The following is a 22,956-nucleotide window of genomic DNA, read 5'->3' as shown; positions in this document are numbered from 1 at the left end:
AAGAACCTGTGTGCGGCACCAGAACGAACGCGGCACCGGACGCGTGAGTGAACCCGGCAGGACACGCGTACAAGAGAGCGCGACCCGAGACCGAAGCGGAGCGGACGGAGCCATGGGACGAGCGGACGAGAGACGAGCGCGGCAGCGCGGTGGCCGTCGCGCCGCGGCCGGGGGCTCCTCCGGGACCAAGCCCCGCCGCAGCGGCATACGCAGGTTCCTGAACTGGAAGACGATCCTCGGTACGTTCCTGGGCTTCTGCCTGCTGGGCATGGGCGCCTTCCTCGTGCTCTACATGGTCGTGTCCATACCGCAGGGCAACGCGGCGGCGCAGCAGCAGAGCAACGTCTACAAGTACAGCGACGGTTCGACCCTGGCCCGTACCGGCAAGGTCAACCGAGAGATCGTGGGTCTGGACAAGGTGCCCAAGCCCGTTCAGTTGACCTTCGTCGCCGCGGAGAACAAGTCCTTCTACAAGGACTCCGGCGTCGACCTGCGGGGCACGGCCCGCGGCCTGCTGAACACCCTGTCCGGCAAGGGCAAGCAGGGTGGCTCGACGATCACCCAGCAGTACGTCAAGAACTACTACCTGACCCAGGACCAGACCGTCACGCGCAAGCTGAAGGAACTGGTCATCGCGCTGAAGGTGGACCGTCAGCAGACCAAGGACGACGTCCTCGCGGGCTACATCAACACCAGTTACTACGGCCGCAACTCGTACGGCATCCAGGCCGCGGCGCAGGCGTACTACGGCAAGGACGCGAGCGACCTCACGGTCGAGCAGGGCGCCTACCTCGCCTCGCTGCTGCAGGCCCCGAGCCAGTACGACTGGGGCGTCGCCACCGACACCGGCAAGCGACTGGTCACGGCCCGCTGGAACTACACCCTCGACAACATGGTCGAGGAGGGGTGGCTGGACGCGGCCAAGCGTCAGACCATGAAGTTCCCGGTGCCGCAGGACCCCAAGGGCGTCCCCGGCATGCAGGGACAGACCGGCTACCTCGTGGACGCGGCGAACAGCGCGCTGGCCAACCGGCTCGTCGCCCAGGGCTCCGCCGCGAACTACGAGGACGCCAAGGCGATCGTCGACGCGGGCGGCTGGACGATCACGCTCAACATCGACAAGAAGAAGCAGACGCAGCTGGAAGTCGCCGTCAAGACGAAGCTGAGCAGCAAACTGGACGAGAAGAAGCGGCGGGTCGACGGTGACGTCGAGGCCGGCGCCGCGTCCGTGGACCCCAAGACGGGCAAGGTCGTCGCGATGTACGGCGGCGAGGACTACTTCAAGCACTACGTCAACAACGCGACCCGCCCGGACTACCAGCCGGCGTCCACCTTCAAGCCGCTCATCTTCGCCGCGGCCCTGGAGGAGCAGGCCAAGACGCAGGACGGCCAGGACATCACGGCGAACACGATGTACGACGGAACGAGCGGTCGTGCCGTCAAGGGCAGCACCATCGGGTTCGCGCCGCCCAACGAGGACAACCAGAGCTACGGGCCCGTCACCGTCCAGACGGCGATGAACAAGTCCATCAACTCCGTCTTCGCGCAGATGGGCGTCGACGTCGGCATGGACAAGGTCCTCAAGGTCGCGGGCGATCTCGGGATGCACACGGAGAAGCTGCAGCCGGTGCCCGCGCAGACGCTCGGCTCCATGGGCGCGAGTCCGCTGGAGATGGCGGGGGCCTACGCGACCCTCGACAACCACGGACGCAAGGTCACCCCGGCCGTCGTCGCCTCGGCCGAGCACAAGGACCGTACGGTCTCGTTCCCGAACCCGGTCGGCGGCCAGGTCATCAGCTCCGAGGCGGCCGACACGGTGACCTCGGTGCTCACCGGCGTGGTCAACGACGGTACGGCCCAGGTGTCGGTGGCGCAGGCGTCCGACCGCGACGGTCAGCAGGTCGCGGGCAAGACGGGTACGTCCGACAACAACAAGTCCGCCTGGTTCACCGGCTACACGCCCAACCTGGTCACCTCGGTCGGCCTCTTCGGCGAGGTCCCCAAGGACCGCAAGGACTCGAGCGGCAAGACGGTCAAGCAGGGCACCCAGGTGTCGCTGAAGGGCGCCGCGGGCGGCGGTCGTGTCAACGGCGGTGGCTTCCCCGCCCAGATCTGGGCCGCGTACACCTTCAACGCGATGGGCAGGGTCACCGCCTTCGACCTGAACACCACCCAGGGCGCGGCGATGGAGCCGACGCCGAGCGACACGCCGAGCCGGACGCCGAGCGAGACGCCGTCGCAGACGCCGACCACCGAGAAGCCGACGACCCGGCCGCCGACGAGCAGCAGCCCGCCGACCAGGACGTCCGAGCCCCCGACCGCCCCGACGACGACGGCGCCGGTCTCGCCGAGCGGAACGCCGACCGGCGAGAACTCGACGGACCCGTTCGACCCGGAGGACCAGCAGCGGCCATAGACGGGCCGGCGGGCCCACGGCTCACGAGAAGGGCGCCCGGTGAACCACCGGGCGCCCTTCCCTCCGTACGGGACTCGTCGGGACTCGTACGGGACCGCGATTCCGCCGGCCGTCGCCGGAGGCGGCCGGTTCAGCCGCCGTTGACCTCCTTGGCGATCCGGTCGCCGATCTCCTTGTCGACGTTGCGCCAGTACTGGACCGCGCGGTCCAGGACCGGGCGGGACACACCGGCCTTCAGGTGGCCACTGACGTTCGACACGAGACGGTCGCGGGCCGCGGCGTCGAGGACCTGGCGGACCATCGTGCCCGCCTGACCCCAGTCGTCGTCCTCGCGGTGCGGCTTGTACGCCTCGCGCACCAGCTCACCGGCGGTCTGCCAGCTCGCCGGGTCGCCGAAGCGGGAGAAGTCGGCCGCGGGCCCGCCGTAGGAGTTGGGGGCGTACGGCCGGGCCGCGTTCGACGGCTCGTAGCGCATCGGCCCGTCCTTGGCGTACGAGCTCACCGGGGAGTGCGGCCGGTTCGGCGGCAGCTGCGCGTAGTTCGGGCCGATCCGGTACCGGTGGGTGTCCGGGTACGAGAACAGCCGGCCCAGCAGCATCTTGTCCGGCGAGGGGCCGATGCCCGGCACCAGGTTGGACGGCTCGAAGGCGGCCTGCTCGATGTGGATGAAGTAGTCCTCCGGATTCCTGTCCAGCGTCATCCGGCCGACGTCGATCAGCGGGTAGTCCGCGTGCGGCCAGACCTTGGTCAGGTCGAAGGGATTGAAGCGGTAGTCCGCCGCGTCCTCGAACGGCATGATCTGGACCTTCAGGCTCCAGGTCGGCGCGTTCCCGGACTGGATCGACTCGAACAGGTCCCGGCGGTGCTTGTCCGCGTCCGACCCGGCCAGCTCGTCGGCCTCGGACTGGGTGAGGAACTCGATCCCCTGGTCGGTCTTGAAGTGGTACTTGACCCAGAACCGCTCACCGGCACCGTTGATCCACATGTACGTGTGCGAGCTGTACCCGTTCATGTGGCGGTAGGTCTTCGGGACACCCCGGTCGCCCATCAGCCACGTCACCTGGTGCGCGGACTCGGGGGAGAGGGTCCAGAAGTCCCACTGCATGTCGTTGTCGCGCAGTCCGGTCACGGGGCTGCGCTTCTGCGAGCGGATGAAGTCCTGGAACTTGATCGTGTCACGGACGAAGAAGACCGGCGTGTTGTTGCCCACCATGTCGTAGTTGCCGTGCTCGGTGTAGAACTTCAGCGCGAATCCCCGGGGGTCGCGCCAGGTGTCGGGCGAACCCTGTTCGCCGGCGACAGTGGAGAACCGGGCCAGCATCTCGGTACGTTTGCCCGGCTGGAACAGGTCAGCCTTGGTGAACTGGCTGACGTCATTGGTGACTTCGAAGAATCCGTACGCGCCACTGCCCTTGGCGTGCACCACACGCTCGGGGACCCGCTCCCGGTTGAACTGGGCCATCTTCTCGATGAGGTAGTGGTCCTGGAGCAGAATCGGGCCGTCGGGGCCGACGGTCAGCGAGTGTTCGTCGCTCTCCACCGGAATTCCGACGTTGTTCGTGGTGTACGGAACCTTCTGGGGTGCCTGCGTCACGAGCGTCCTCCCGTCGAATAAGAGGCTCTTTAGGTCGCTTCGTCCACCCCAGCAGTCAACTCCGCCGACGGGATGTCGGCAACATCTGGACACGGTCCAGCTCTGGTCCGGTTCCGGAGCCTGTACCGAAACGGGCCGCCCCTGGGGTGAGGACCGGCGAGTACCCCGTCATCCCCGGTTCAACTCGAACCAGACCACCTTTCCGGTGCTCAGCCGGGTCGCACCCCACCGTCTGGCCAGTTTGTTGACCAGGTAGAGGCCGCGACCGCCCTCGTCCGTGGCGCGCGCCTGCCGCAGCCGCGGCAGCTGGGGCACGTCGTCGCCGACCTCGCAGCGCAGCACGTCCGTCCGCAGCAGCCGCAGCGTCACGGGGCGCGAGGCGTAGCGCACGGCGTTGGTCACCACCTCGCTGACCAGCAGCTCGACGGAGTCGCTCATGTCCTCCATGCCCCAGCGGGAGAGCGCGCGGCGGGCGAGGCGCCGGGCCCGTCCGGGGGCCGCGTCCTCCGGCTCCAGGTACCAGTACGCCACGTCGCTCGGCGCGATCCCGTCGAAGCGGGCGGCGAGCAGCGCGATGTCGTCGTCCCGGTCGCCCGGACCGAGCATGTCCAGCACCTCGTCGCACAGGGCTTCGAGGGGCGGCGGATGGTCGGGTCCGGTCAGCTGCGCGGTGGCGGCGAGCTTCTCGCGCAGCTGCTCTATCCCGGTCCACACGTCCCTGAGCCGGGACTCGACCAGGCCGTCGGTGTAAAGCAGCAGCGTGGCCCCGGCGGGCGCGTCCAGCTCGACCGCCTCGAAGTCCACCCCTCCTACGCCGATGGGGGCACCCGGCGGCACCCGCAGCACCTCGGCCCGGCCGCCCAGGTGCAGCAGGACCGGTGGCGGATGGCCCGCGTTGGCGATGGTGATCCGGTGCGAGACCGGGTCGTAGACGGCGTACAGACAGGTCGCCATGCGGTCGGTGCCCAGCCGCTGCGCCTGTTCGTCCAGGTGGTGCAGTACCTCCTGCGGGGGCAGATCGAGCCCGGCGAGGGTCTGCGCGGTCGTCCGCAGCTGGCCCATGATCGCGGCCGAGGTCATCGAGTGGCCCATGACGTCCCCGACGACCAGGGCGACACGGCTGCCCGGCAGCGGGATCGCGTCGTACCAGTCGCCACCGACCCGTGCGGTCTCCGCGGCCGGCAGATAGCGGGACGCGAGCCGTACGCCCGTGGGCCGCGGCAGGGTCTCGGGCAGCATGGTGCGCTGGAGCTCGTCGGCGATGTAGGCCTCGCGGCCGTACAGCACCGCCTTGTCGATGCCGAGCGCGCTGTGCGTGGCGAGCTGGGCCGCGACGAGCAGGTCGTCGGGCTCGAAGGCCATCCGCTCGGGACGGCGCACGAAGAGCGCGGCCCCGATCACCCGGCGCCGCCCCCGCAGCGGAGCCAGGATCGCGCGCTGGCCGCTGGGCACGGCCAGCTCGTCGCCCAGCAGCTCGGGCAGCGCGGCCCGCGCGGCGGGCGCGTCCGCGAAGACGGGCCGTACCCCGCGCAGCACCTCGGCCAGCGCGCCACCGGGACGCACCTCGCACAGCTCGGCCGTCATCGCCGACAGCTCGCTGGGCTCGGGCCGCAGCGCGGGCATGAAGCCGTTCTCGGTGTCGCGTTCCTCCGGGATCCGGTCGGTACGCCGCAGCCGCAGCACCAGGGGCCCGGTGGGCCGCTCGTCGCCGACCGGCAGCGGATCGCGCAGATAGACGAGGATCGCGTCCGAGAAGGTCGGCACGGTGGCGCGGCACAGGCCCATCACGATCTCGTCGAGATCGATGCCGCGGGCGATGCGCCGGGTCGCCGCGCCCACGAAGCGCAGCCGGTCCCCGTCGCGCCGCATCGGCATCGGGCCCGCGTGCGGCAGGCCCTGCCCGGTACGCCGGTCCTTGCCGCCGCTCCCGGGCGCGCGGTCCTTGTCGACCGGCTGGGCCGGGATGCCCTCGGGCGCGGGGCGCGGGCGGTGCGGATCGGGCTCCGCGGCCGACGGCTGGGAGTGCTCGGGGCCGGGGGAGGCGGACGGTGTCGGCGCGCCGGTGCCGGAGGGCGACGGCGCGTCGGTGCTCGCGGAGGTCTGGTTGCCCGGCGTCCCGTGCTGGCCGTAGGGCGCGCCAGAACCGGCCGAGGCGTCACCCGTGCGGGCCGGCTGCGCGGGTAAGGCGCCCGGCGCGCGCAGCGCCTCCGGGGTGTGCAGGAGCGCCCCGCGAGGGTCCGCGGGGGTGGAGGGCCGGCCGGCGCCGCTCTGGCGGCGCTCGTGTGAGGTGGGGTGCTCCGTCACGCGTGTCGAATCCATCCGTCCGGGGCTGCGCGCCGTGCGTGCAGTTCGTCCCGCAGCCCCGATACCCGGAATGTGTGCCCCAGGAACGGAATCTGCGCGTCGTGCGAGCCGGGCCCGGCAGGTGCCGACGGGAACGCCGTCGCCCCAGCGGGTCCGCGCGACCCGTCGGGCCGTCCGCCGACCGTACCGCCGTGGCTCTCGTACCCCTCGCTCACGTCCTGCCGCCCCTCGGTGACGTATGGTCAAGCCCAGCGCATGCTGCGGTAGTTGCTGCTGTGCGCCCTTGCGGAGGACGATCCTACGGTTGTACCACGGGGGCGCATCAAGGGTCTCATGAGGACACGTGCGCGGGCGTACGGTCCCAGTCATCGGGCAGGGCGGGAACCGGCCACGACGGATCCGGGCGCCAGTGCTGCCAGCCGTCCGCGAACGGCGTGCCCCAGGCACGGATCACCTCCACCGCGCGCAGCCCCGCCTCCCTCACCTGCGCGGCCAGTCGAGTATCCATCAGTCCGGCCCGCTGCGCCTGTGCGAACTCGTCCTCGTCGAGCCAGCACCAACTGCGGTCCGGGTGTACGGAGATGTCCAGGAAGTGGTCCTCGGAGTCGACGCCGCCCTCCCAACGGGTCAGCGGTGCCTCCAGGTTCACGTACCAGTTCTTGAAACGCCACCCCGGTTCCCAGAACAGCCACACCGACCAGGGGTCGCCGGGCCGCGCCAGCTTCAGCACCCCGGTGCCGAACCATCGGTCCCGGAGCACCGAACGAGCCTTGGTGTAGCGCGACTCCAGCGGTTCTCCGTGCACCGGGGTGCCGTCGGCGAGCACCGGCTTGACGCACTCCGTGCCCGGCGCCATCCACACCGCGAGCAGTTCCGCGTCGTCCCGTACGACGGTCACGGGGCGGCAGATGTGGACGCGCTCGCCGGCGTTCTCCCGGTACCGCCACAGGATGTGACTCCCGGGGGCCCAGTACGCCGTCGACCCACCCGTTGTCACTCGTCTCACCGCTCCACCCTCTGCCATGAACAGATATTAGGTGCCCCGGGCATACGACGCTGCGGTGCGCGTCACGGTTCGCGCCATGGCGCGCATGACGTAACGGAGGTGTCATCCGGCGTTCGCCGGTGCGGGCGCGGTGTCACGGATGCGTCATCCGCAGGACATCCAGCGCCTCGTCCAGCTGCTCCAGGGTGAGGTCGCCCCGCTCCAGGTACCCGGAGTCGAGGACGACCTGGCGGATGGTCCTGCGCTCCGCCAGTGCCTTCTTGGCCACCTTGGCGGCCTCCTCGTACCCGATGTACTTGTTGAGCGGTGTCACGACGGACGGTGACGACTCGGCGTACTCGCGGGCCCGTTCGCGGTGCGCGACGATCCCGTCGACGGTGCGGTCGGCCAGCAGCCGGGAGACGTTGGTGAGCAGCCGGACGGACTCCAGGACGTTCTTCGCGATGACCGGAAGCATCACGTTGAGCTCGAAGTTGCCGGCGGCCCCGGCGACCGCGACCGTCGCGTCGTTGCCCATCACCTGGGCCGCGACCATCAGCACGGCCTCGGGAATGACGGGATTGACCTTGCCCGGCATGATCGAGGAACCCGGCTGGAGGTCGGGCAGGCTGATCTCGGCCAGGCCGGTCCGCGGTCCGGACGCCATCCAGCGCAGGTCGTTGGAGATCTTCGTCAGCCCGACCGCGATGGTCCGCAGCTGGCCGCTCGTCTCGACGATCCCGTCCCGCGCGCCCTGTGCCTCGAAGTGGTCGCGGGCCTCGGTGAGCGGCAGTCCGGTGTCCCGTGCCACCTCCGCGATCACGGCGGCGGAGAACCCGGGGGGCGTGTTGATCCCGGTGCCCACGGCCGTCCCGCCCAGCGGCAGTTCGGCCAGCCGGGGCAGTGAGGCGTTCAGCCGTTCGATCCCGTAGCGCACCTGGGCCGCGTAGCCGCCGAACTCCTGTCCGAGTGTGACGGGGGTGGCGTCCATGAGGTGGGTGCGCCCCGACTTCACGACGTCGGCGAACTCCTGCGCCTTGCGCTCCAGGGCGGCGGCGAGGTGGTCGAGCGCCGGGACGAGGTCCCGGGTCACCGCGGCGGTGGCGGCGATGTGGATCGAGGACGGGAAGACGTCGTTCGACGACTGCGAGGCGTTCACGTGGTCGTTGGGGTGGACGTCGCGGCCGAGCCGCTCGGTGGCGAGCGTGGCGATGACCTCGTTGGTGTTCATGTTCGAGGACGTGCCGGAGCCCGTCTGGAAGACGTCCACCGGGAAGTGCGCGTCCCAGCGCCCCTCGGCGACCTCGGCCGCGGCCTCCTGGACCGCCTCGGCCACGTCCTTGTCGAGCACCCCGAGCCGGGCGTTGACCTTGGCGGCCGCCCCCTTGATCCGTGCGAGTGCCTCGATGTGCGCGCGTTCGAGCCGCTGCCCCGAGATGGGGAAGTTCTCCACGGCCCGCTGGGTCTGGGCCCGCCACTTCGCGTCCGCGGGCACCCTGACCTCACCCATCGAGTCGTGCTCGATCCGGTACGGGGCTGCTGCCTGTTCATCGGCCATTGCCGGTCACCTCCAGTGGGGACAGCATCGCGGACGTGCCCGGTGTTCCCGGACGTCCGGGGCTGTGTTCCCCGTGTGCCCCGTGCGCCCCGTATGGTCCGTACGGCCCGCGCGGCCGGTGCTCGGGGTGTGCCCGTCGCGGGTGTTCCCCGGTGTTCCCGGTGTTCCCCGTGTTCCCGGTCCGGTGTTCCTGGTGTACCCGCTACGGCCCTCGTTCCCGGCGGGAGTCAGTGCCGTGCGCCGCCGACGGGGGCGGTGCACGCGAACTGCCCGGCCACCTCGGCACAGGCCTCCGCGCCGCGCGGGCTCGCCGCGGCCAGCATCGGACTGCTGTAGCCGTCCCCCGGGTCGCCCGGGTAGGCGGCGGACAGCTCGTCCCGCCCTGCCCGGACCGAGATCTCCCGCGCGCCGCCGGTCCGGGTACGGACCTCGGACCAGACCGTCGCGCACGACGCGGAGAAACGCAGCACTACGACCTCTCCCGCGACCGCGACCGCGCTCTCCGTACGCGCGTCACGGCCGCAGGTCTCGGAGGTCGGGAACTGTCCCTGGCAGCCATGGCCGCGGCAGGAGGCGGCCGCCGCGGGCGCCGGGGCGAGGTCGGTGTCGAGGACCTCGGCGGCGCCCGCGGTGACCGCCATGGTGGCGGCCGCCACCGCCGCGAGGGCGATGACGGCCCGGTTCGGCGGCCGGACGCGCCGGCCCCGAACCGGCGCGTCCGGGGCCGGGCCCTGTGCGGACGGGACCCGTGGGGGCAGGGCCTGCGCGGGCAGGCCTACCGCCCCGCACCGGCTCCTGGACACGGCGTCCCACAGGGAGAGCAGGGGACCGGGATCGGTCTGCGCGAGCCGGCCGAGGGACTCGACCGCCGAGCGCGGCGGGAACTGGGTGCCGTTCAGATAGCGGTGCCACGTCGACTTGCTGAACGGGGTGACGGCGGCCAGCGCGGCCAGGCTCAGCCCCGTCCGCTGCCTGAGGCCGCGCAGCCGCTCCACCAGGAGGAGTTCCTCGTCGAGTCGTTCCGCGTCGTCCAACGAGTCGGGCAGCGGCTGTCTCTTGACCGTCACGTGGCTCTCCATCTCGCTCCCTCGCCGTGCCGGGGTGGCCGCCTGATCCGTTCCCTCTCCGTGTGCCCGCGCACACCCGGATCGCCCGAATGCGAACGGGATGATGAGAGGGAGTTGACCTGCGGTTCCGGCACCGGTGGGGTGGTCGGGTGGTCGGCTGATCGACTCGTAGGACCTCCTGACGGGGTGGACCCCCACCCCGTCAGGAGGCGTCGGGACTCAGGGGCCGGGCGCCGGCCCGCCCGTCAGCACCAGCGGACGGCGCCGCCGGTGCGGACGTAGTGCGCGGACACGTACCCCCGGTGGTGGGCCAGGCGGTACCAGTGGTGGTTGCCCCGGACGGCGGAGCCCCGCTTCTTGCAGGAGACGACCACCGCTCGTCCGTCCGGACGCGAGCCGACGATCCGGTAGGCCGTGCCCGGTCCGGAGCGGACGAGCAGCCGCATGTGGTGGGTCGTCACACGGCCCCATACGTGACGGACGACGTGGTGGCGGGCGTGGTGGCGGGTGATGACGCGGTACCGGGCGTGGGTGGAGACGTGGTGCCGGGCGCGGACCGGCACATGGCGCCGGACGCTGCCCTGCCCCGGCACCTGGTACCAGCTCGACGTGGCGGCCGGTGCGGGCGCGGAGCCCTGGCCGGGAAGGTGCGCGGCCGGGCCGGCGGAGGCGACGGCCGTGACCGGGAAGACGGCGACAGCCGCGATCGCGGCCACGAGGCCGTTGCGCAACATGCGACTCATCATGCTATTTCCCTCCGAGATGACCTGCGGATCACAGGCTGTGATCCGGTCATTGCGGAGTGTTCACGGCAAAGCGCGCAAAGATGCCGTCCCACTGTTCCTGGGACGAAGTGGGACATCGGGCAGCCGCGTGGGCGACGTGGCGCGGTCGTCCCGGGACGACCGCTCGGGCCGTCCGGCGGCGCGGGACGAGACCCGTCGGGCCGCCGGTGCGGAGTTCCCGGGACGGCGCGGCCGGGGCCGGCGGGGCGACGTCCACCCCGGCCGCCCCGGAGGAGCTCCCGACGCCCCGGAGGCGCTACGCGAGCCCGGGACCCCGCACCGGGATGTGGGTGAACGTCGGCTCGGGGGCCGGGTTCTGGAAGAAGTCGTTGCCCTTGTCGTCGACCACGACGAACGCCGGGAAGTCCTCGACCTCGATCTTCCAGACGGCCTCCATGCCGAGCTCCTCGTACTCGACGACCTCGACCTTCTTGATGCAGTCCTGGGCGAGACGGGCGGCGGGGCCGCCGATCGAGCCGAGGTAGAAGCCGCCGTGCGCGTCGCACGCCTGGGTGACCTGCGCGGAACGGTTGCCCTTCGCGAGCATCACCTTGGAGCCGCCCGCCGCCTGGAACTGCTCCACGTAGGAGTCCATGCGGCCGGCCGTCGTCGGGCCGAAGGAGCCGGAGGCGTAGCCCTCGGGCGTCTTCGCGGGACCGGCGTAGTACACCGGGTGGTCCTTCAGGTACTGCGGCATCTCCTCGCCCGCGTCGAGCCGCTCCTTGATCTTGGCGTGCGCGATGTCACGGGCCACGACCAGCGGACCGGAGAGCGAGAGGCGGGTCTTCACCGGGTACTTGGTCAGCTCGGCGAGGATGTCGTCCATCGGCTGGTTGAGGTCGATCCGGACGACGTCGCCCGACTCGTCGAGGTGCTCGTCGGTCGTCTCGGGCAGGAAGCGCGCCGGGTCCGTCTCCAGCTGCTCCAGGAAGACGCCCTCGGCGGTGATCTTCGCGACGGCCTGGCGGTCCGCGGAACACGACACGGCGATCGCGACGGGGCAGGACGCGCCGTGCCGGGGGAGGCGGACCACGCGCACGTCGTGGCAGAAGTACTTGCCGCCGAACTGCGCTCCGATGCCGATCTGCTGCGTCAGCTCGAAGACCTTCTGCTCCAGGTCCTTGTCCCGGAAGCCGTGGCCCAGCTCGGAGCCCTCGGCCGGGATCTCGTCCAGGTAGTGCGCGGAGGCGTACTTCGCGGTCTTCAGGGCGTACTCGGCGCTCGTCCCGCCGACGACGATCGCCAGGTGGTACGGCGGGCAGGCGGCCGTGCCGAGCGAACGGATCTTCTCCTCCAGGAACTTCATCATGGAGGACTCGTTGAGAACGGCCTTCGTCTCCTGGTACAGGAAGCTCTTGTTCGCGGAGCCGCCGCCCTTGGCCATGAAGAGGAACTTGTAGGCGCCGCCGTCGGTCGCGTACAGCTCGATCTGCGCCGGCAGGTTCGAGCCCGTGTTCTTCTCCTCCCACATGGTGAGCGGAGCCATCTGCGAGTAGCGCAGGTTCAGGTTCTTGTAGGCGTCGTAGATGCCGCGGCTCAGGGCCGACTCGTCCCCGCCCTCGGTGAGGACGTTCTGGCCGCGCTTGCCCATGACGATCGCCGTGCCGGTGTCCTGGCACATGGGCAGGACGCCCGCGGCCGCGATGTTCGCGTTCTTCAGCAGGTCCAGGGCGACGAACTTGTCGTTGGCCGACGCCTCGGGGTCGTCGATGATCCGGCGCAGCTGGGCCAGGTGCGCGGGCCGCAGATAGTGCTGGATGTCGTGGATGGCCTCCGCGGCGAGCTTGCGCAGCGCCTCCGGCTCGACCTTGAGGAACGTCCGCCCGTCGGCCTCGAAGGTGGAGACACCCTCGGAGGTCACCAGCCGGTAGGGGGTGGTGTCCTCTCCCTGGGGGAGCAGATCGGTGTACGCGAACTCAGGCATCTTCGCCCATTCCTCACTTGATTTCTTGGGGCTCGGTTCGCCTCCGGGGCGCCGAGACCCTTGCCGGGAGCCCGACCACGCTCACTCGGCGGAGGCCGGCCTCCGTCGGCGGGCGTCCACCAGCCTAGAACCTGGTGCGGACAGCGAGCCTGTGAGGTAGGGCTCAGTTCGCTGTCCACATCTTTATCCACACCCCTAGTCGCGATCTATCGCGTTTGGGTACGCTGCTGCCGTGGACCTTCAGAAGCGCACCGAAACCCGTGCCGCCGACGCCGAACTGCGCGCGTCGGACGCCGACCGCGACCGGATCGCCGACATCCTGCGCGAGGCCCTCGCCGAGGGGCGCCTCACGGCCGACGAGCACGCCGAGCGGGTCGAAGGAGTGCTGGCCACCAAGACGGTCGGTGAGCTCGACCAGTTCGTCCGGGACCTGCCGGCCGCCCACGCGGGCCGCGCGGTGCCCGCGTACGCGACCGCGCCCAACCGCCCCCGGCTGGGCGCCATCCCGGCGGAGGCCGACGAGAACGTGGTGGCGGTGTTCAGCACCGCGACGCGCAAGGGCCGCTGGCGCGCGGGCCGTCGTGTTCATGTGTACGCCGTCTTCGGCAGCGTCGAGATCGACCTCAGTGAGGCGATCTTCGAGTACCAGCAGGTCGCGATCAGGGTGATCTCGGTCTTCGGCAACGTGGAGATCCGCGTCCCGGAGAACGTGTCGCTGCGCAGCAGCGGAGGCGGGGTCCTCGGCAACTTCGAGGCGGACACGCTGGATTCGGGCGACCCCGACGCGCCCGTGATCTACGTCGAGGGCCTGGCGATCCTGGGCAACGTCGAGGCGCGGCCCAAGCGCGGCAAGCTGGTCGCGGACATCCTCGACCGCGCGATGGACCGGGTGGACCGGAGTCTGCGCAAGCACCTGGATCGCTGACGCCCGTGCATCCGACGGCGTCCGGGGCGCCCCGGCGCGGTGCCGCGCGCGCTCCGTCGTGAACGACGGGCTCCGCTCTTGGGACTCAGTGCATAGGCGCGCGCACAGCGGGTAGGCCTTGCTGCATCGTCTCTTGGAGGGCGCTGCGGGAGTTCCCGCGGTGCCCGGCACGCTCGCGAAGCCGTCGTCAGGAGTAGACCGTGCTGCAACCGCCGCATCAGTCCCTGCAGGTAGCTGCCGTTCCGGCCCAGCGGGCGCCAGTGCGGGACAGGGATCAGGAAGCCCCATGGCACACGGAGGCGGTGTGCCGGCGGGACGAGGCCGGCCTGTTCTTCGCGCCTTCCAAGGAGCCCACGGCGTCCCGGCTGTCCCGCGAGGAGGCGGCCAAGCGCGTCTGCGCCCGCTGTCCCGTGATGGTCGAGTGCCGTGAACACGCGCTGCTGCAACCCGAGCCGTACGGAGTGTGGGGCGGCCTCACCGCCGCCGAGCGCCGGGTGGTGCTGGCCCGGCGCCGCCGCCGTGACCTGGAGCTCAAGAAGGCCGCGCGAGGCCCGATAGCAGCGGCCGGCTAGCCGGCACGCACGGGAAAGGGGCGTCCCCTCCGCACAGGGGGCGCCCCTTTTCCGTATGTACGGCTCCGGTCTCCGCGGGTACCGCTCCGGACGTTCTGCGGAGACGCTGCCCCACAGGTGCTTCCGGGGCACGTCCGGGCGGGGTGACCCCGCGGTCCGCGGAACTACTTCGCGCGATCGAAGTCGATCGCGCTGTACGCCCGCAGCTTGCTCAGCCGGTGCTCGGACGTGATCTGCCGGACCGTGCCGGACTTGGAGCGCATGACGATCGACTCGGTCGTCGCCACCTCGGCGCGGTAGCGCACCCCGCGCAGCAGCTCGCCGTCGGTGATGCCGGTCGCGACGAAGAACACGTTCTCGCCGGAGACCAGGTCGTCGGTGAACAGCACACGGTCGAGGTCGTGGCCCGCGTCGAGCGCGCGCTGCCGCTCCTCGTCGTCCTTGGGCCACAGCTTGCCCTGGATGGTGCCGCCCAGGCACTTCACGGCGCAGGCCGAGATGATGCCCTCGGGTGTGCCGCCGATGCCGAGCAGCAGGTCGATGCCCGTCCCCTCGCGCAGCGCGAGGATCGAGCCCGCGACGTCGCCGTCGGAGATCAATTTGATCCGGGCGCCGGTCTCGCGGATCTCCTTGATGATCCCCTCGTGGCGCGGCCGGTCGAGGATGACGACCGTGACGTCCTCGGGGGTGGACTTCTTGGCCTTGGCGACGCGGCGGATGTTCACCGACACGGGCGCGTTGATGTCGACGAAGTCGGCGGCCTCCGGGCCGGTGACCAACTTGTCCATGTAGAAGACCGCGGACGGGTCGAACATGGTGCCGCGGTCGGCGGCGGCCAGTACGGCGATCGCGTTGGTCATGCCCTTGGCGGTCAGCGTGGTTCCGTCGATCGGGTCGACGGCGATGTCGCACTCGGGACCGGTGCCGTCGCCGACACGCTCCCCGTTGAAGAGCATCGGGGCCTCGTCCTTCTCGCCTTCACCGATGACGACGACGCCGTTCATCGAGACGGTGGAGACGAGGGTCCGCATGGCACGTACGGCGGCGCCGTCGGCGCCGATCTTGTCGCCGCGGCCGACCCAGCGGCCCGCGGCCATCGCGGCGGCCTCGGTGACCCGGACGAGTTCCAGGGCGAGATTTCGGTCGGGGGCCTCGGAGGGCACCTCGAGTTCGGACGGCAGATGATGCTCGGTCATCGGAGCGCACCTTTCTGATACGACGACGGCCGGATGAGGGTGTGCCCCGACTCTATCGCCAGACCGACAAAATGAGCAGGGGGCCCCACGGATGAGCAGGCCAGGGCACCTGCGACGATAGGGGGGTGGCAGGTACGAAAGGCAAGCAGACGGTCCGGGACATGCTCCTCTCCCTGGGCCTGATCGGGATCATGGCGGGCGTCATCTACATCTTCATCCCGCACGACGACTCCGAGCCTCCCCTCAAGCGCGTCGACTACCGTGTCGAGCTGCTCACGGCGCGTCGCGCGGCGTCGTATCCGGTGGCGGCCCCCGAGGGGCTGCCCGGCACGTGGAAGGCGACGTCGGTGCGGTACGACGGCGCCGAGTTCGACGCCTGGCACCTGGGCTTCCACGACCCCGAAGGTCAGTACGTGGCGATCGAGCAGTCCACTCAGCGGGCGCCCGTCTTCATCGACTCGGCCAGCCAGGGCGCCGCGGCCACGAAGGTCACCGAGCGGATCGGCGACCGGACGTGGCAGCGGTACAAGGGCGACAAGTACGACGCCCTCGTGCTGCAGGGCAAGGGGTCGACGACGGTGGTGACCGGGACGGCGTCGTTCGGACAGCTCGCGAAGATGGCCGGGGCGCTGAAGATGTCGTAGTGACGTCGTCGTGACGGGAGCGTCTCGGCGGACTTACGAGAGCTGACGCACGAGAGCGGACATACGAGAAGGGCCCCCGGCGCCATTGGCGGGGGCCCTTCTCGTATGTCCGCGTGAGGCGGACGGTCACGACGGCGTGGTCGACCGATCAGACGGTCGTGACGACGTCGTCGAAGCCCAGGCGCGGGGAGCGCGGGAACCAGGCGTCCTCGCCCGGCTTGCCGATGTTGACGACCATCAGCGGGGTGTGGTCGCCGTCCAGGAACTCCTTCTGGACGCCCGCGAAGTCGAGGCCGGTCATCGGGCCGGCGGCGAGACCGGCGGCGCGGACGCCGATGATGAAGTACGCGGCCTGCAGCGCGGCGTTCAGGGCGGCGGCACCCTCACGGGCCGGACGCTCGGCGAAGAACACGTCCTTGGCGGCCGGGAAGTGCGGGAAGAGGGCCGGCAGCTCCTCGTGGAACTCGTTGTCCGCGGAGAGGATCGCGACGAGGGGGGCGGTGGCGGTCTTCGGCTGGTTGCCCTCGGCCATGTGCTGCACCAGGCGCTCGCGGGCCTCGGCGGAGCGGACCAGGGTGATGCGCAGCGGCGACTGGTTGAAGGCGGTCGGGCCGTACTTGACCAGGTCGTAGATCGCCTGGACCTGCTCGTCGGTCACCGGCTCGTCGGTGAACGTGTTCGCGGTGCGGGCCTCGCGGAACAGCAGGTCCTGGGCGGCGGGGTCAAGGACAAGAGACATGGGGGAAACCTTCTCGGAACGTGCGGTGGATCCATGGGGATCAGCTGGCAAGGACGACAGTACCCGAGAATATTTAAGCTTCAACCAAAAAGGCGGCCGGGTGATCCGCTTCACAAGATCGGAAAGCCCCGCGAAAGGTCGCCGCGGTGAGCGAGAAAAGGGTGCCGCGGCGCTCTCACCAGGGAGAATCACCGGACCTGCGCGGCGCGTGGCGTCCGGCGCGCGACGGGGTGCCGGCGAGGGGGCTGTGGCGCCGGAGGGCCGACCAGGGCGGCGAGGCACCCCGAGGGGCGACCGCGGCGGGGCGGTGCCCGAGGGGTGACTACCGCGGGCGGCACCCGGACGCCGGGCCCGGCGTCACTCCCAGGTGTCCGGGGTCACGCGCGAGAACCCCGCGTCACACCCACGAACCCCGCGTCACACGCGCCGCGTCACACCCACGAATCCCGCGTCACGCGCGCCGCGTCACACCCACGAACCCCGCGTCACGCGCGCCGCGTCACACCCACGAACCCCGCGTCACGCGCGCCGCGTCACACCCACGGACCCCGCGTCACACGCGGCGGCCGGTGCCGGGCGCGGCGGGTCCGGCCTTCCCCCATGGGTGTCCCGCGTGGCGGCCCGGCGTCACTCGGCGCCAGCGTCCCCGTCCTCCGACTCCTCCTCCGCCAGGGCCGCGTCCAACCGCGCCCGGGCGCCCTCCAGCCAGCGGCGGCACACCTTCGCGAGTTCCTCGCCGCGCTCCCAGAGGGCGAGGGACTCCTCCAGGGTCGTACCGCCCGCCTCCAGGCGGCGTACGACCTCGATCAGCTCGTCCCGCGCCTGCTCGTACCCGAGCGCCTCGTCCACCTTGCCGGTCATACGCCCACCCTATGCATCCACTCGTACGGAGAATTCACCCTCGGCGACCCGCGCCCGCAGCGTCTCGCCCGCCGCCACCTCGTCCGGATCCCGGACCACCTGCCCGTCGGCCTGCTGCAGCACCGCGTACCCCCGCCGGAGGGTCGCGGCGGGGGAGAGGGCCACCACGCGCGCGTGGGTGTGCGTCAGCTCCGAGTCCGCGCGGTCCAGGAGGTGCCCGACCGTGCGCCGGCCGCGGTCCAGGAGCGACGCGACCTGGTCCGCCCGCTCGTCGACCATCCGGTGCGGATCCTCTATCGAGGGCCGGGCCAGCGCCTGCGCGAGGCCGCGCTCCTCGCGCTCGACGAAGGACCGGACGCTGCGCCGCGCCCGGTCGCGCAGGAACCGCACCCGCTCGTACTCCTCGCCGACGTCCGGTACGACCTTCTTGGCCGCGTCGGTCGGCGTGGACGCGCGCAGGTCGGCGACGAGGTCCAGCAGCGGGTTGTCCGGCTCGTGCCCGATCGCCGAGACGACCGGCGTACGACAGGCCGCGACCGCCCGGACGAGCTGCTCGTCCGAGAAGGGCAGCAGATCCTCCACACTGCCGCCGCCCCGCGCCACGACGATCACGTCCACGCCGTCGAGCGCGTCGAGCTCCTTCACGGCCTGCACGACCTGCGGTACCGCGTGCACCCCCTGTACGGGGACGTTGCGCACCTCGAAGCGGACGGCGGGCCAGCGGTGCCGCGCGTTCTCCAGCACGTCCCGCTCGGCCGCGGAGGCCCGCCCGCACACCAGGCCGATGAGCTGTGGCAGGAAGGGCAGCGCCTTCTTCCGATCGGCGGCGAACAGGCCCTCGGCCGCCAGGGACTTCTTCAACTGCTCCAGCCGGGCCAGCAGTTCACCGACGCCCACCGGCTTGATCTCGGTGGCGCGCAGCGACAACTGCCCGCGCGGCGCGTACCACTCGGGCTTCGCGAGGACGACGACGCGGGCGCCCTCGCTCACCACGTCCGACACGGCATCGAACACCTGCCGGTAGCAGGTGACGCCCACCGAGATGTCGTACGACGGGTCGCGCAGGGTCAGGAAGACGACACCGGCGCCGGGGCGCCGCGACAACTGTGTGATCTGCCCCTCGACCCACACCGCGCCGAGCCGGTCGATCCATCCCCCGATGAGCCGCGACACCTCGCCGACGGGCAGGGGAGCGTCCGCGGACGTGTTCAGAGCCATGCGCCCGAGCGTAGTGGCAGGGTCGGACAACCCGGCCGGGCGCGGGTCGGCGGCTCCGGCTCTCCGACCGGCGCCGTGGGTTTCCCGGCCGCGGCCGGGACCGAGGTCTCCGGCCCGCCCCTCCAACTCCCCTTACCGGCTTCCCGCCGTGCTCGCGCCGGCTCTCCTTCCCGTTTTCCCGTTTCTCCCTCTCTCTCGCCAAGGAGGCGATCTTCGGCCTGTCGGGCGCGGCCTTACGATGGGGTGCATGACTGCTTCGCCTGGCCGCCGTGTCCTGCTCGCCGCCCCCCGTGGCTATTGCGCGGGTGTGGACCGCGCCGTGATCGCCGTCGAGAAGGCCCTCGAGCAGTACGGGGCCCCGATCTATGTCCGTCACGAGATCGTCCACAACAAGTACGTCGTGCAGACGCTGGAGAAGAAGGGCGCGATTTTCGTCGAGCGGACGGCGGAGGTCCCCGAGGGGTCCATCGTCATGTTCTCGGCGCACGGAGTCGCCCCGGTCGTCCACGACGAGGCCGCGGCCGGCAGGCTCGCCACCATCGACGCGACCTGCCCGCTGGTCACCAAGGTCCACAAGGAAGCGGTCCGCTTCGCGAACGAGGACTTCGACATCCTGCTGATCGGGCACGAGGGCCACGAGGAGGTCATCGGCACCTCCGGCGAGGCGCCCGACCACATCACGCTCGTGGACGGCCCCGGTGACGTCGCCAAGGTCGAGGTCCGTGACCCGTCCAGGGTCGTCTGGCTCTCCCAGACCACGCTGTCGGTCGACGAGACGATGGAGACGGTCGACGCCCTGAAGGAGAAGTTTCCGCAGCTCATCTCCCCGCCCAGCGACGACATCTGCTACGCGACGCAGAACCGTCAGCTCGCCGTGAAGCAGATGGGCGAGGAGGCGGACCTCGTCATCGTGGTCGGCTCGAAGAACTCCTCCAACTCCGTACGCCTCGTCGAGGTGGCCAAACTCGCGGGCGCGCGCGACGCGCACCTCGTGGACTTCGCCGGCGAGATCGACGAGGCCTGGCTGGACGGCGTGACCACCGTCGGGGTCACCTCCGGCGCCTCCGTCCCCGAGGTCCTGGTCGAGCAGGTCCTGGAGTGGCTCTCCACCCGTGGTTTCGAGGACGTGGAGATCGTCAAGGCGGCCGAGGAGTCCATCACCTTCTCGCTGCCCAAGGAGCTCCGCCGCGACCTGCGCGCGGAGGCGGCGGCACTGGTGGACCAGCGGACGAACGGGGTGTCCGGTTCCTCCGCGGTGTCCGCCGTTCCCGATAATTCCGAGAAGTGACTGTCAGTCGTACGACGTAACGTAGGGCCATGCAGATCTTCGGTGTGGACATCGGCGGATCCGGGATCAAGGGCGCCCCTGTGGACCTGGACCGCGGCGATTTGACGGAGGAGCGCCACAAAGTGCTCACTCCTCATCCGGCGACGCCTGACGCGGTGGCGGACGGTGTGAAGGAGGTCGTCGGGCACTTCGGCTGGACAGGGCCCGTCGGTATCACCTTCCCCGGGGTGGTCGCCGACGGCGCCACCATTCGTACGGCCGCGAATGTCGACAAGGCCTGGATCGACACCGACGCGCGCGCCCTGCTGGGCGACCGGCTCGGCGGCCTCCCGGTGACGGTGCTGAACGACGCGGACGCGGCGGGCGTCGCCGAGATGCAGTTCGGTGCCGGCCGCGACCGCCGGGGCACGGTCCTTCTGCTCACCTTCGGCACGGGGATCGGCAGCGCGCTCTTCGTCGACGGCGAGCTCGTCCCGAACACGGAGCTGGGCCACCTGGAGCTCGGCGGCCACGACGCGGAGAAGCGTGCCTCCACGAAGGCCAAGGAGGACCACGAGCTGACCTGGGAGCACTGGGCGCGCCGGGTCACGAAGTACCTCGCCCACGTGGAGATGCTCTTCTCCCCCGAGCTGTTCATCATCGGCGGCGGCGTCAGCCGCAAGGCGGACAAGTTCCTGCCGCTGCTCGAGGGCATCAAGGCGGAGATCGTTCCGGCACAGCTGCAGAACAACGCGGGGATCGTGGGCGCGGCGATGAGAGCGGCGAAGACGGCGTCGTAGGTCCGGCTTCCGGGATGCGGGGGCGCGGGGGGCGCGGGGTGCGGGTCGTCCGACCCGCCCGCCTCCCGAAGCCCCTACCGCCTGCCCCCTACCGCCTGCCACCCCTCCCGCCCCACCTCCTGTCGCTCCTAGCCGAGCTGTCCGGCCGACCTCGACCGAGGGGTGGTGGCGGGGGTGGCGTCCCGGCCGGACGCGGCGGCCCGGCTCCGCCGCTGCGCGGCCCGGCGGGTCATCTGCCGTGCCTTGCGCACGGTCGAGATGACTCCCGCGACCAGCGTCCCCCCGTACAGCCAGCCCGCCTGGGTGGCCAGCGCGGTGACGAGCCCCATCAGACGGCCACTGAGGCCGCCGCCCCCGCCGGCCAGCGGCAGCAGCCCGAACGTGAACGCGATCGGCACGACCACGGGCGCGCTGACGAGGTCTCCGCGCCGCACCCAGAGCGCGGTCAGCGCGCTGACGGGCAGGAACAGCACGCCGTACAGCGTCGGCGACGCCCCGAACAGCAACTGGTCGACACAGGCCAGGACGAACATCGACACACCGCAGAACAGTCCGCTGCCGAGTCCGGTGAGCCTGGGGTTCGGCAGCCGCGGCCCGCCCGGCGCGGGCAGCGGCGCGGGCCGTCGCGCGGGCGGCGCGCCCTTCTGAACGCCGACGGACGCGCGCCGCGCGGCCTGGGCGGGAAGAGGCGCGTCGCGTCGCTGCCGGTACTGAGGGGGGCGCGTCCTGTGTTGCTCCACTGGACCAACTTAGGTCGGTTTATGTGCGGAATGGCTCCTCAGACACGCCGATGAGCGGACCTTGGCCATGCGTTCGACAGGTCGCCGGTACGGGAGCGCGCACGCCGTAGACTGGTGGATCGGCCCGAGCAGTCCCAGGGCCCTTCGCCCATCCTCACGTACGGGAAGTCGCAACGTGTCGCTCACGATCGGAATCGTCGGTCTGCCCAATGTCGGCAAGTCGACCCTGTTCAACGCCCTGACCAAGAACGACGTGCTCGCGGCCAACTACCCGTTCGCCACGATCGAGCCGAACGTCGGCGTGGTCGGCGTCCCCGACGCCCGGCTGACCAAACTGGCCGAGATCTTCGCCTCGCAGCGCGTCCTCCCGGCCACGGTGGACTTCGTCGACATCGCGGGCATCGTGAAGGGCGCGTCCGAGGGTGAGGGCCTGGGCAACAAGTTCCTCGCGAACATCCGCGAGTCGGACGCCATCTGCCAGGTCATCCGTGCCTTCAAGGACGAGAACGTCGTGCACGTCGACGGCAAGGTCTCGCCCAAGGACGACATCGAGACGATCAACACCGAGCTGATCCTCGCGGACCTCCAGACGATCGAGAAGGTCCTTCCGCGCCTCCAGAAGGAGTCGCGCATCAAGAAGGACATCGTTCCCAAGGTCGCGGCGGTCGAGGCGGCGAAGGAGATCCTGGAGAAGGGCGACACCCTCTTCTCGCAGGGCATCGTCCAGGGCTCCGGCAACGAGGAGCTGCTGCACGACCTGCACCTGCTCACCACCAAGCCGTTCCTCTACGTCTTCAACGTCGACGAGGACGAGCTCGTCGACGAGGACTTCAAGACCGAGCAGCGCGCTCTGGTCGCCCCCGCCGAGGCGATCTTCCTCAACGCCAAGCTGGAGCAGGACCTCGCCGAGCTCGACGAGGAGGACGCGATGGAGCTCCTGGAGTCGGTCGGCGCCGAGGAGCCCGGCCTCGCCACCCTGGCCCGCGTCGGCTTCGACACCCTCGGCCTGCAGACCTACCTCACGGCCGGCCCCAAGGAATCCCGCGCCTGGACGATCAAGAAGGGCGCCACCGCCCCCGAGGCCGCCGGAGTCATCCACACCGACTTCCAGAAGGGCTTCATCAAGGCCGAGGTGATCTCCTTCGGCGACCTCGTCGAGACCGGCTCGGTCGCCGAGGCCCGCGCCAAGGGCAAGGCCCGCATGGAGGGCAAGGACTACGTGATGCAGGACGGCGACGTGGTGGAGTTCCGCTTCAACGTGTAGGGAGTGACCTGTCACCACCACGCTGATCCGGCGAAAGTGCAGGTCGGGAGGGGTCCACTCTGCCGGGAGCGGACCCCTGGCTCTTCCCGTGCCGGAT

Annotated in this window: 19 protein-coding genes; 7 read left to right on the top strand and 12 right to left on the bottom strand. The window is 70.7% G+C overall.

What is annotated here, in order from left to right; all coding sequences use genetic code 11:
- Positions 1-112 precede the first annotated feature (112 nt).
- Positions 113-2,416, top strand: coding sequence for a transglycosylase domain-containing protein (locus OG199_RS16725; protein ID WP_405830091.1), 2,304 nt, complete (start codon positions 113-115; stop codon positions 2,414-2,416).
- Between the two features lie 130 nt (positions 2,417-2,546).
- Here OG199_RS16725 and OG199_RS16720 read toward each other — a convergent pair whose 3' ends face one another.
- The 7 genes from OG199_RS16720 to OG199_RS16690 all read right to left on the bottom strand — a co-directional run bounded on the left by OG199_RS16720 (position 2,547) and on the right by OG199_RS16690 (position 12,633).
- Positions 2,547-4,010 carry a catalase gene (locus tag OG199_RS16720; protein WP_356806753.1) on the bottom strand — a complete coding sequence of 488 codons (1,464 nt, stop codon included), beginning with the start codon at positions 4,008-4,010 and terminating at the stop codon, positions 2,547-2,549.
- 168 nt (positions 4,011-4,178) lie between these two features.
- On the bottom strand, positions 4,179-6,329 hold the full coding sequence (locus OG199_RS16715; protein ID WP_356806754.1) for a SpoIIE family protein phosphatase: 2,151 nt from the start codon (positions 6,327-6,329) through the stop codon (positions 4,179-4,181).
- Positions 6,330-6,645: 316 nt separating this feature from the next.
- Positions 6,646-7,338 carry a DUF402 domain-containing protein gene (locus tag OG199_RS16710; protein WP_356806756.1) on the bottom strand — a complete coding sequence of 231 codons (693 nt, stop codon included), beginning with the start codon at positions 7,336-7,338 and terminating at the stop codon, positions 6,646-6,648.
- Positions 7,339-7,453: 115 nt separating this feature from the next.
- Positions 7,454-8,857 carry a class II fumarate hydratase gene (locus OG199_RS16705; RefSeq protein ID WP_405830089.1) on the bottom strand — a complete coding sequence of 468 codons (1,404 nt, stop codon included), beginning with the start codon at positions 8,855-8,857 and terminating at the stop codon, positions 7,454-7,456.
- A gap of 227 nt (positions 8,858-9,084) precedes the next feature.
- Positions 9,085-9,924: a DUF2690 domain-containing protein gene (locus OG199_RS16700; RefSeq protein WP_401799359.1), complete on the bottom strand. Its 840-nt coding sequence runs from the start codon at positions 9,922-9,924 to the stop codon at positions 9,085-9,087.
- 245 nt (positions 9,925-10,169) lie between these two features.
- Positions 10,170-10,658 carry an SH3 domain-containing protein gene (locus OG199_RS16695; RefSeq protein ID WP_401799361.1) on the bottom strand — a complete coding sequence of 163 codons (489 nt, stop codon included), beginning with the start codon at positions 10,656-10,658 and terminating at the stop codon, positions 10,170-10,172.
- Between the two features lie 307 nt (positions 10,659-10,965).
- A complete protein-coding gene (locus tag OG199_RS16690) occupies positions 10,966-12,633 on the bottom strand; it encodes a fumarate hydratase (RefSeq protein WP_405830088.1) in 1,668 nt (555 codons plus the stop codon).
- A 232-nt stretch (positions 12,634-12,865) separates the two neighbouring features.
- Here OG199_RS16690 and OG199_RS16685 point away from each other — a divergent pair, with 232 nt between their 5' ends.
- Together OG199_RS16685 and OG199_RS16680 are read left to right on the top strand one after the other, a co-directional pair.
- A complete protein-coding gene (locus tag OG199_RS16685) occupies positions 12,866-13,558 on the top strand; it encodes a DUF1707 domain-containing protein (RefSeq protein WP_351715785.1) in 693 nt (230 codons plus the stop codon).
- Between the two features lie 200 nt (positions 13,559-13,758).
- Entirely contained in the window at positions 13,759-14,130 is a 372-nt protein-coding gene (locus OG199_RS16680; RefSeq protein WP_148010269.1) for a WhiB family transcriptional regulator, read from the top strand.
- A gap of 164 nt (positions 14,131-14,294) precedes the next feature.
- Here the strand turns inward: OG199_RS16680 and glpX are convergent, their stop codons facing one another.
- Positions 14,295-15,326 (bottom strand): class II fructose-bisphosphatase, encoded by a 1,032-nt coding sequence (gene glpX, locus OG199_RS16675; RefSeq protein ID WP_153288832.1) that lies wholly within the window; start codon positions 15,324-15,326, stop codon positions 14,295-14,297.
- Between the two features lie 125 nt (positions 15,327-15,451).
- On the opposite strand from glpX, the gene OG199_RS16670 reads away from it, so the two are divergent.
- A complete protein-coding gene (locus OG199_RS16670; RefSeq protein ID WP_401799369.1) occupies positions 15,452-15,970 on the top strand; it encodes a DUF4245 domain-containing protein in 519 nt (172 codons plus the stop codon).
- Positions 15,971-16,118: 148 nt separating this feature from the next.
- Here OG199_RS16670 and OG199_RS16665 read toward each other — a convergent pair whose 3' ends face one another.
- The 3 genes from OG199_RS16665 to xseA all read right to left on the bottom strand — a co-directional run bounded on the left by OG199_RS16665 (position 16,119) and on the right by xseA (position 18,788).
- Positions 16,119-16,709, bottom strand: a complete 591-nt coding sequence (locus tag OG199_RS16665) for a malonic semialdehyde reductase (RefSeq protein ID WP_356801905.1) — start codon at positions 16,707-16,709, stop codon at positions 16,119-16,121.
- Positions 16,710-17,336: 627 nt separating this feature from the next.
- Positions 17,337-17,570 carry an exodeoxyribonuclease VII small subunit gene (locus OG199_RS16660; RefSeq protein ID WP_266701144.1) on the bottom strand — a complete coding sequence of 78 codons (234 nt, stop codon included), beginning with the start codon at positions 17,568-17,570 and terminating at the stop codon, positions 17,337-17,339.
- Positions 17,571-17,579: 9 nt separating this feature from the next.
- Complete coding sequence (gene xseA / locus OG199_RS16655; protein WP_356801909.1) at positions 17,580-18,788, bottom strand: exodeoxyribonuclease VII large subunit; 1,209 nt, start codon at positions 18,786-18,788, stop codon at positions 17,580-17,582.
- A 238-nt stretch (positions 18,789-19,026) separates the two neighbouring features.
- Between xseA and OG199_RS16650 the strand changes: the two genes are divergently transcribed.
- The gene (locus tag OG199_RS16650; protein ID WP_356801910.1) at positions 19,027-20,076 is read left to right on the top strand and encodes a 4-hydroxy-3-methylbut-2-enyl diphosphate reductase; all 1,050 of its coding nucleotides are present in this window, start codon (positions 19,027-19,029) and stop codon (positions 20,074-20,076) included.
- Between the two features lie 29 nt (positions 20,077-20,105).
- Positions 20,106-20,855, top strand: coding sequence for a polyphosphate--glucose phosphotransferase (ppgK, locus tag OG199_RS16645; RefSeq protein WP_356801912.1), 750 nt, complete (start codon positions 20,106-20,108; stop codon positions 20,853-20,855).
- A gap of 128 nt (positions 20,856-20,983) precedes the next feature.
- Here ppgK and OG199_RS16640 read toward each other — a convergent pair whose 3' ends face one another.
- On the bottom strand, positions 20,984-21,595 hold the full coding sequence (locus tag OG199_RS16640; protein ID WP_401799381.1) for a DUF6542 domain-containing protein: 612 nt from the start codon (positions 21,593-21,595) through the stop codon (positions 20,984-20,986).
- Between the two features lie 175 nt (positions 21,596-21,770).
- Between OG199_RS16640 and ychF the strand changes: the two genes are divergently transcribed.
- Positions 21,771-22,859, top strand: coding sequence for a redox-regulated ATPase YchF (ychF, locus tag OG199_RS16635; protein WP_356801916.1), 1,089 nt, complete (start codon positions 21,771-21,773; stop codon positions 22,857-22,859).
- Positions 22,860-22,956: the final 97 nt, after the last annotated feature.

The organism is Streptomyces sp. NBC_01176 (assembly GCF_045039825.1).
GTDB lineage: Bacteria > Actinomycetota > Actinomycetes > Streptomycetales > Streptomycetaceae > Streptomyces.
This window is presented reverse-complemented; position numbering and strand designations above follow the sequence as displayed.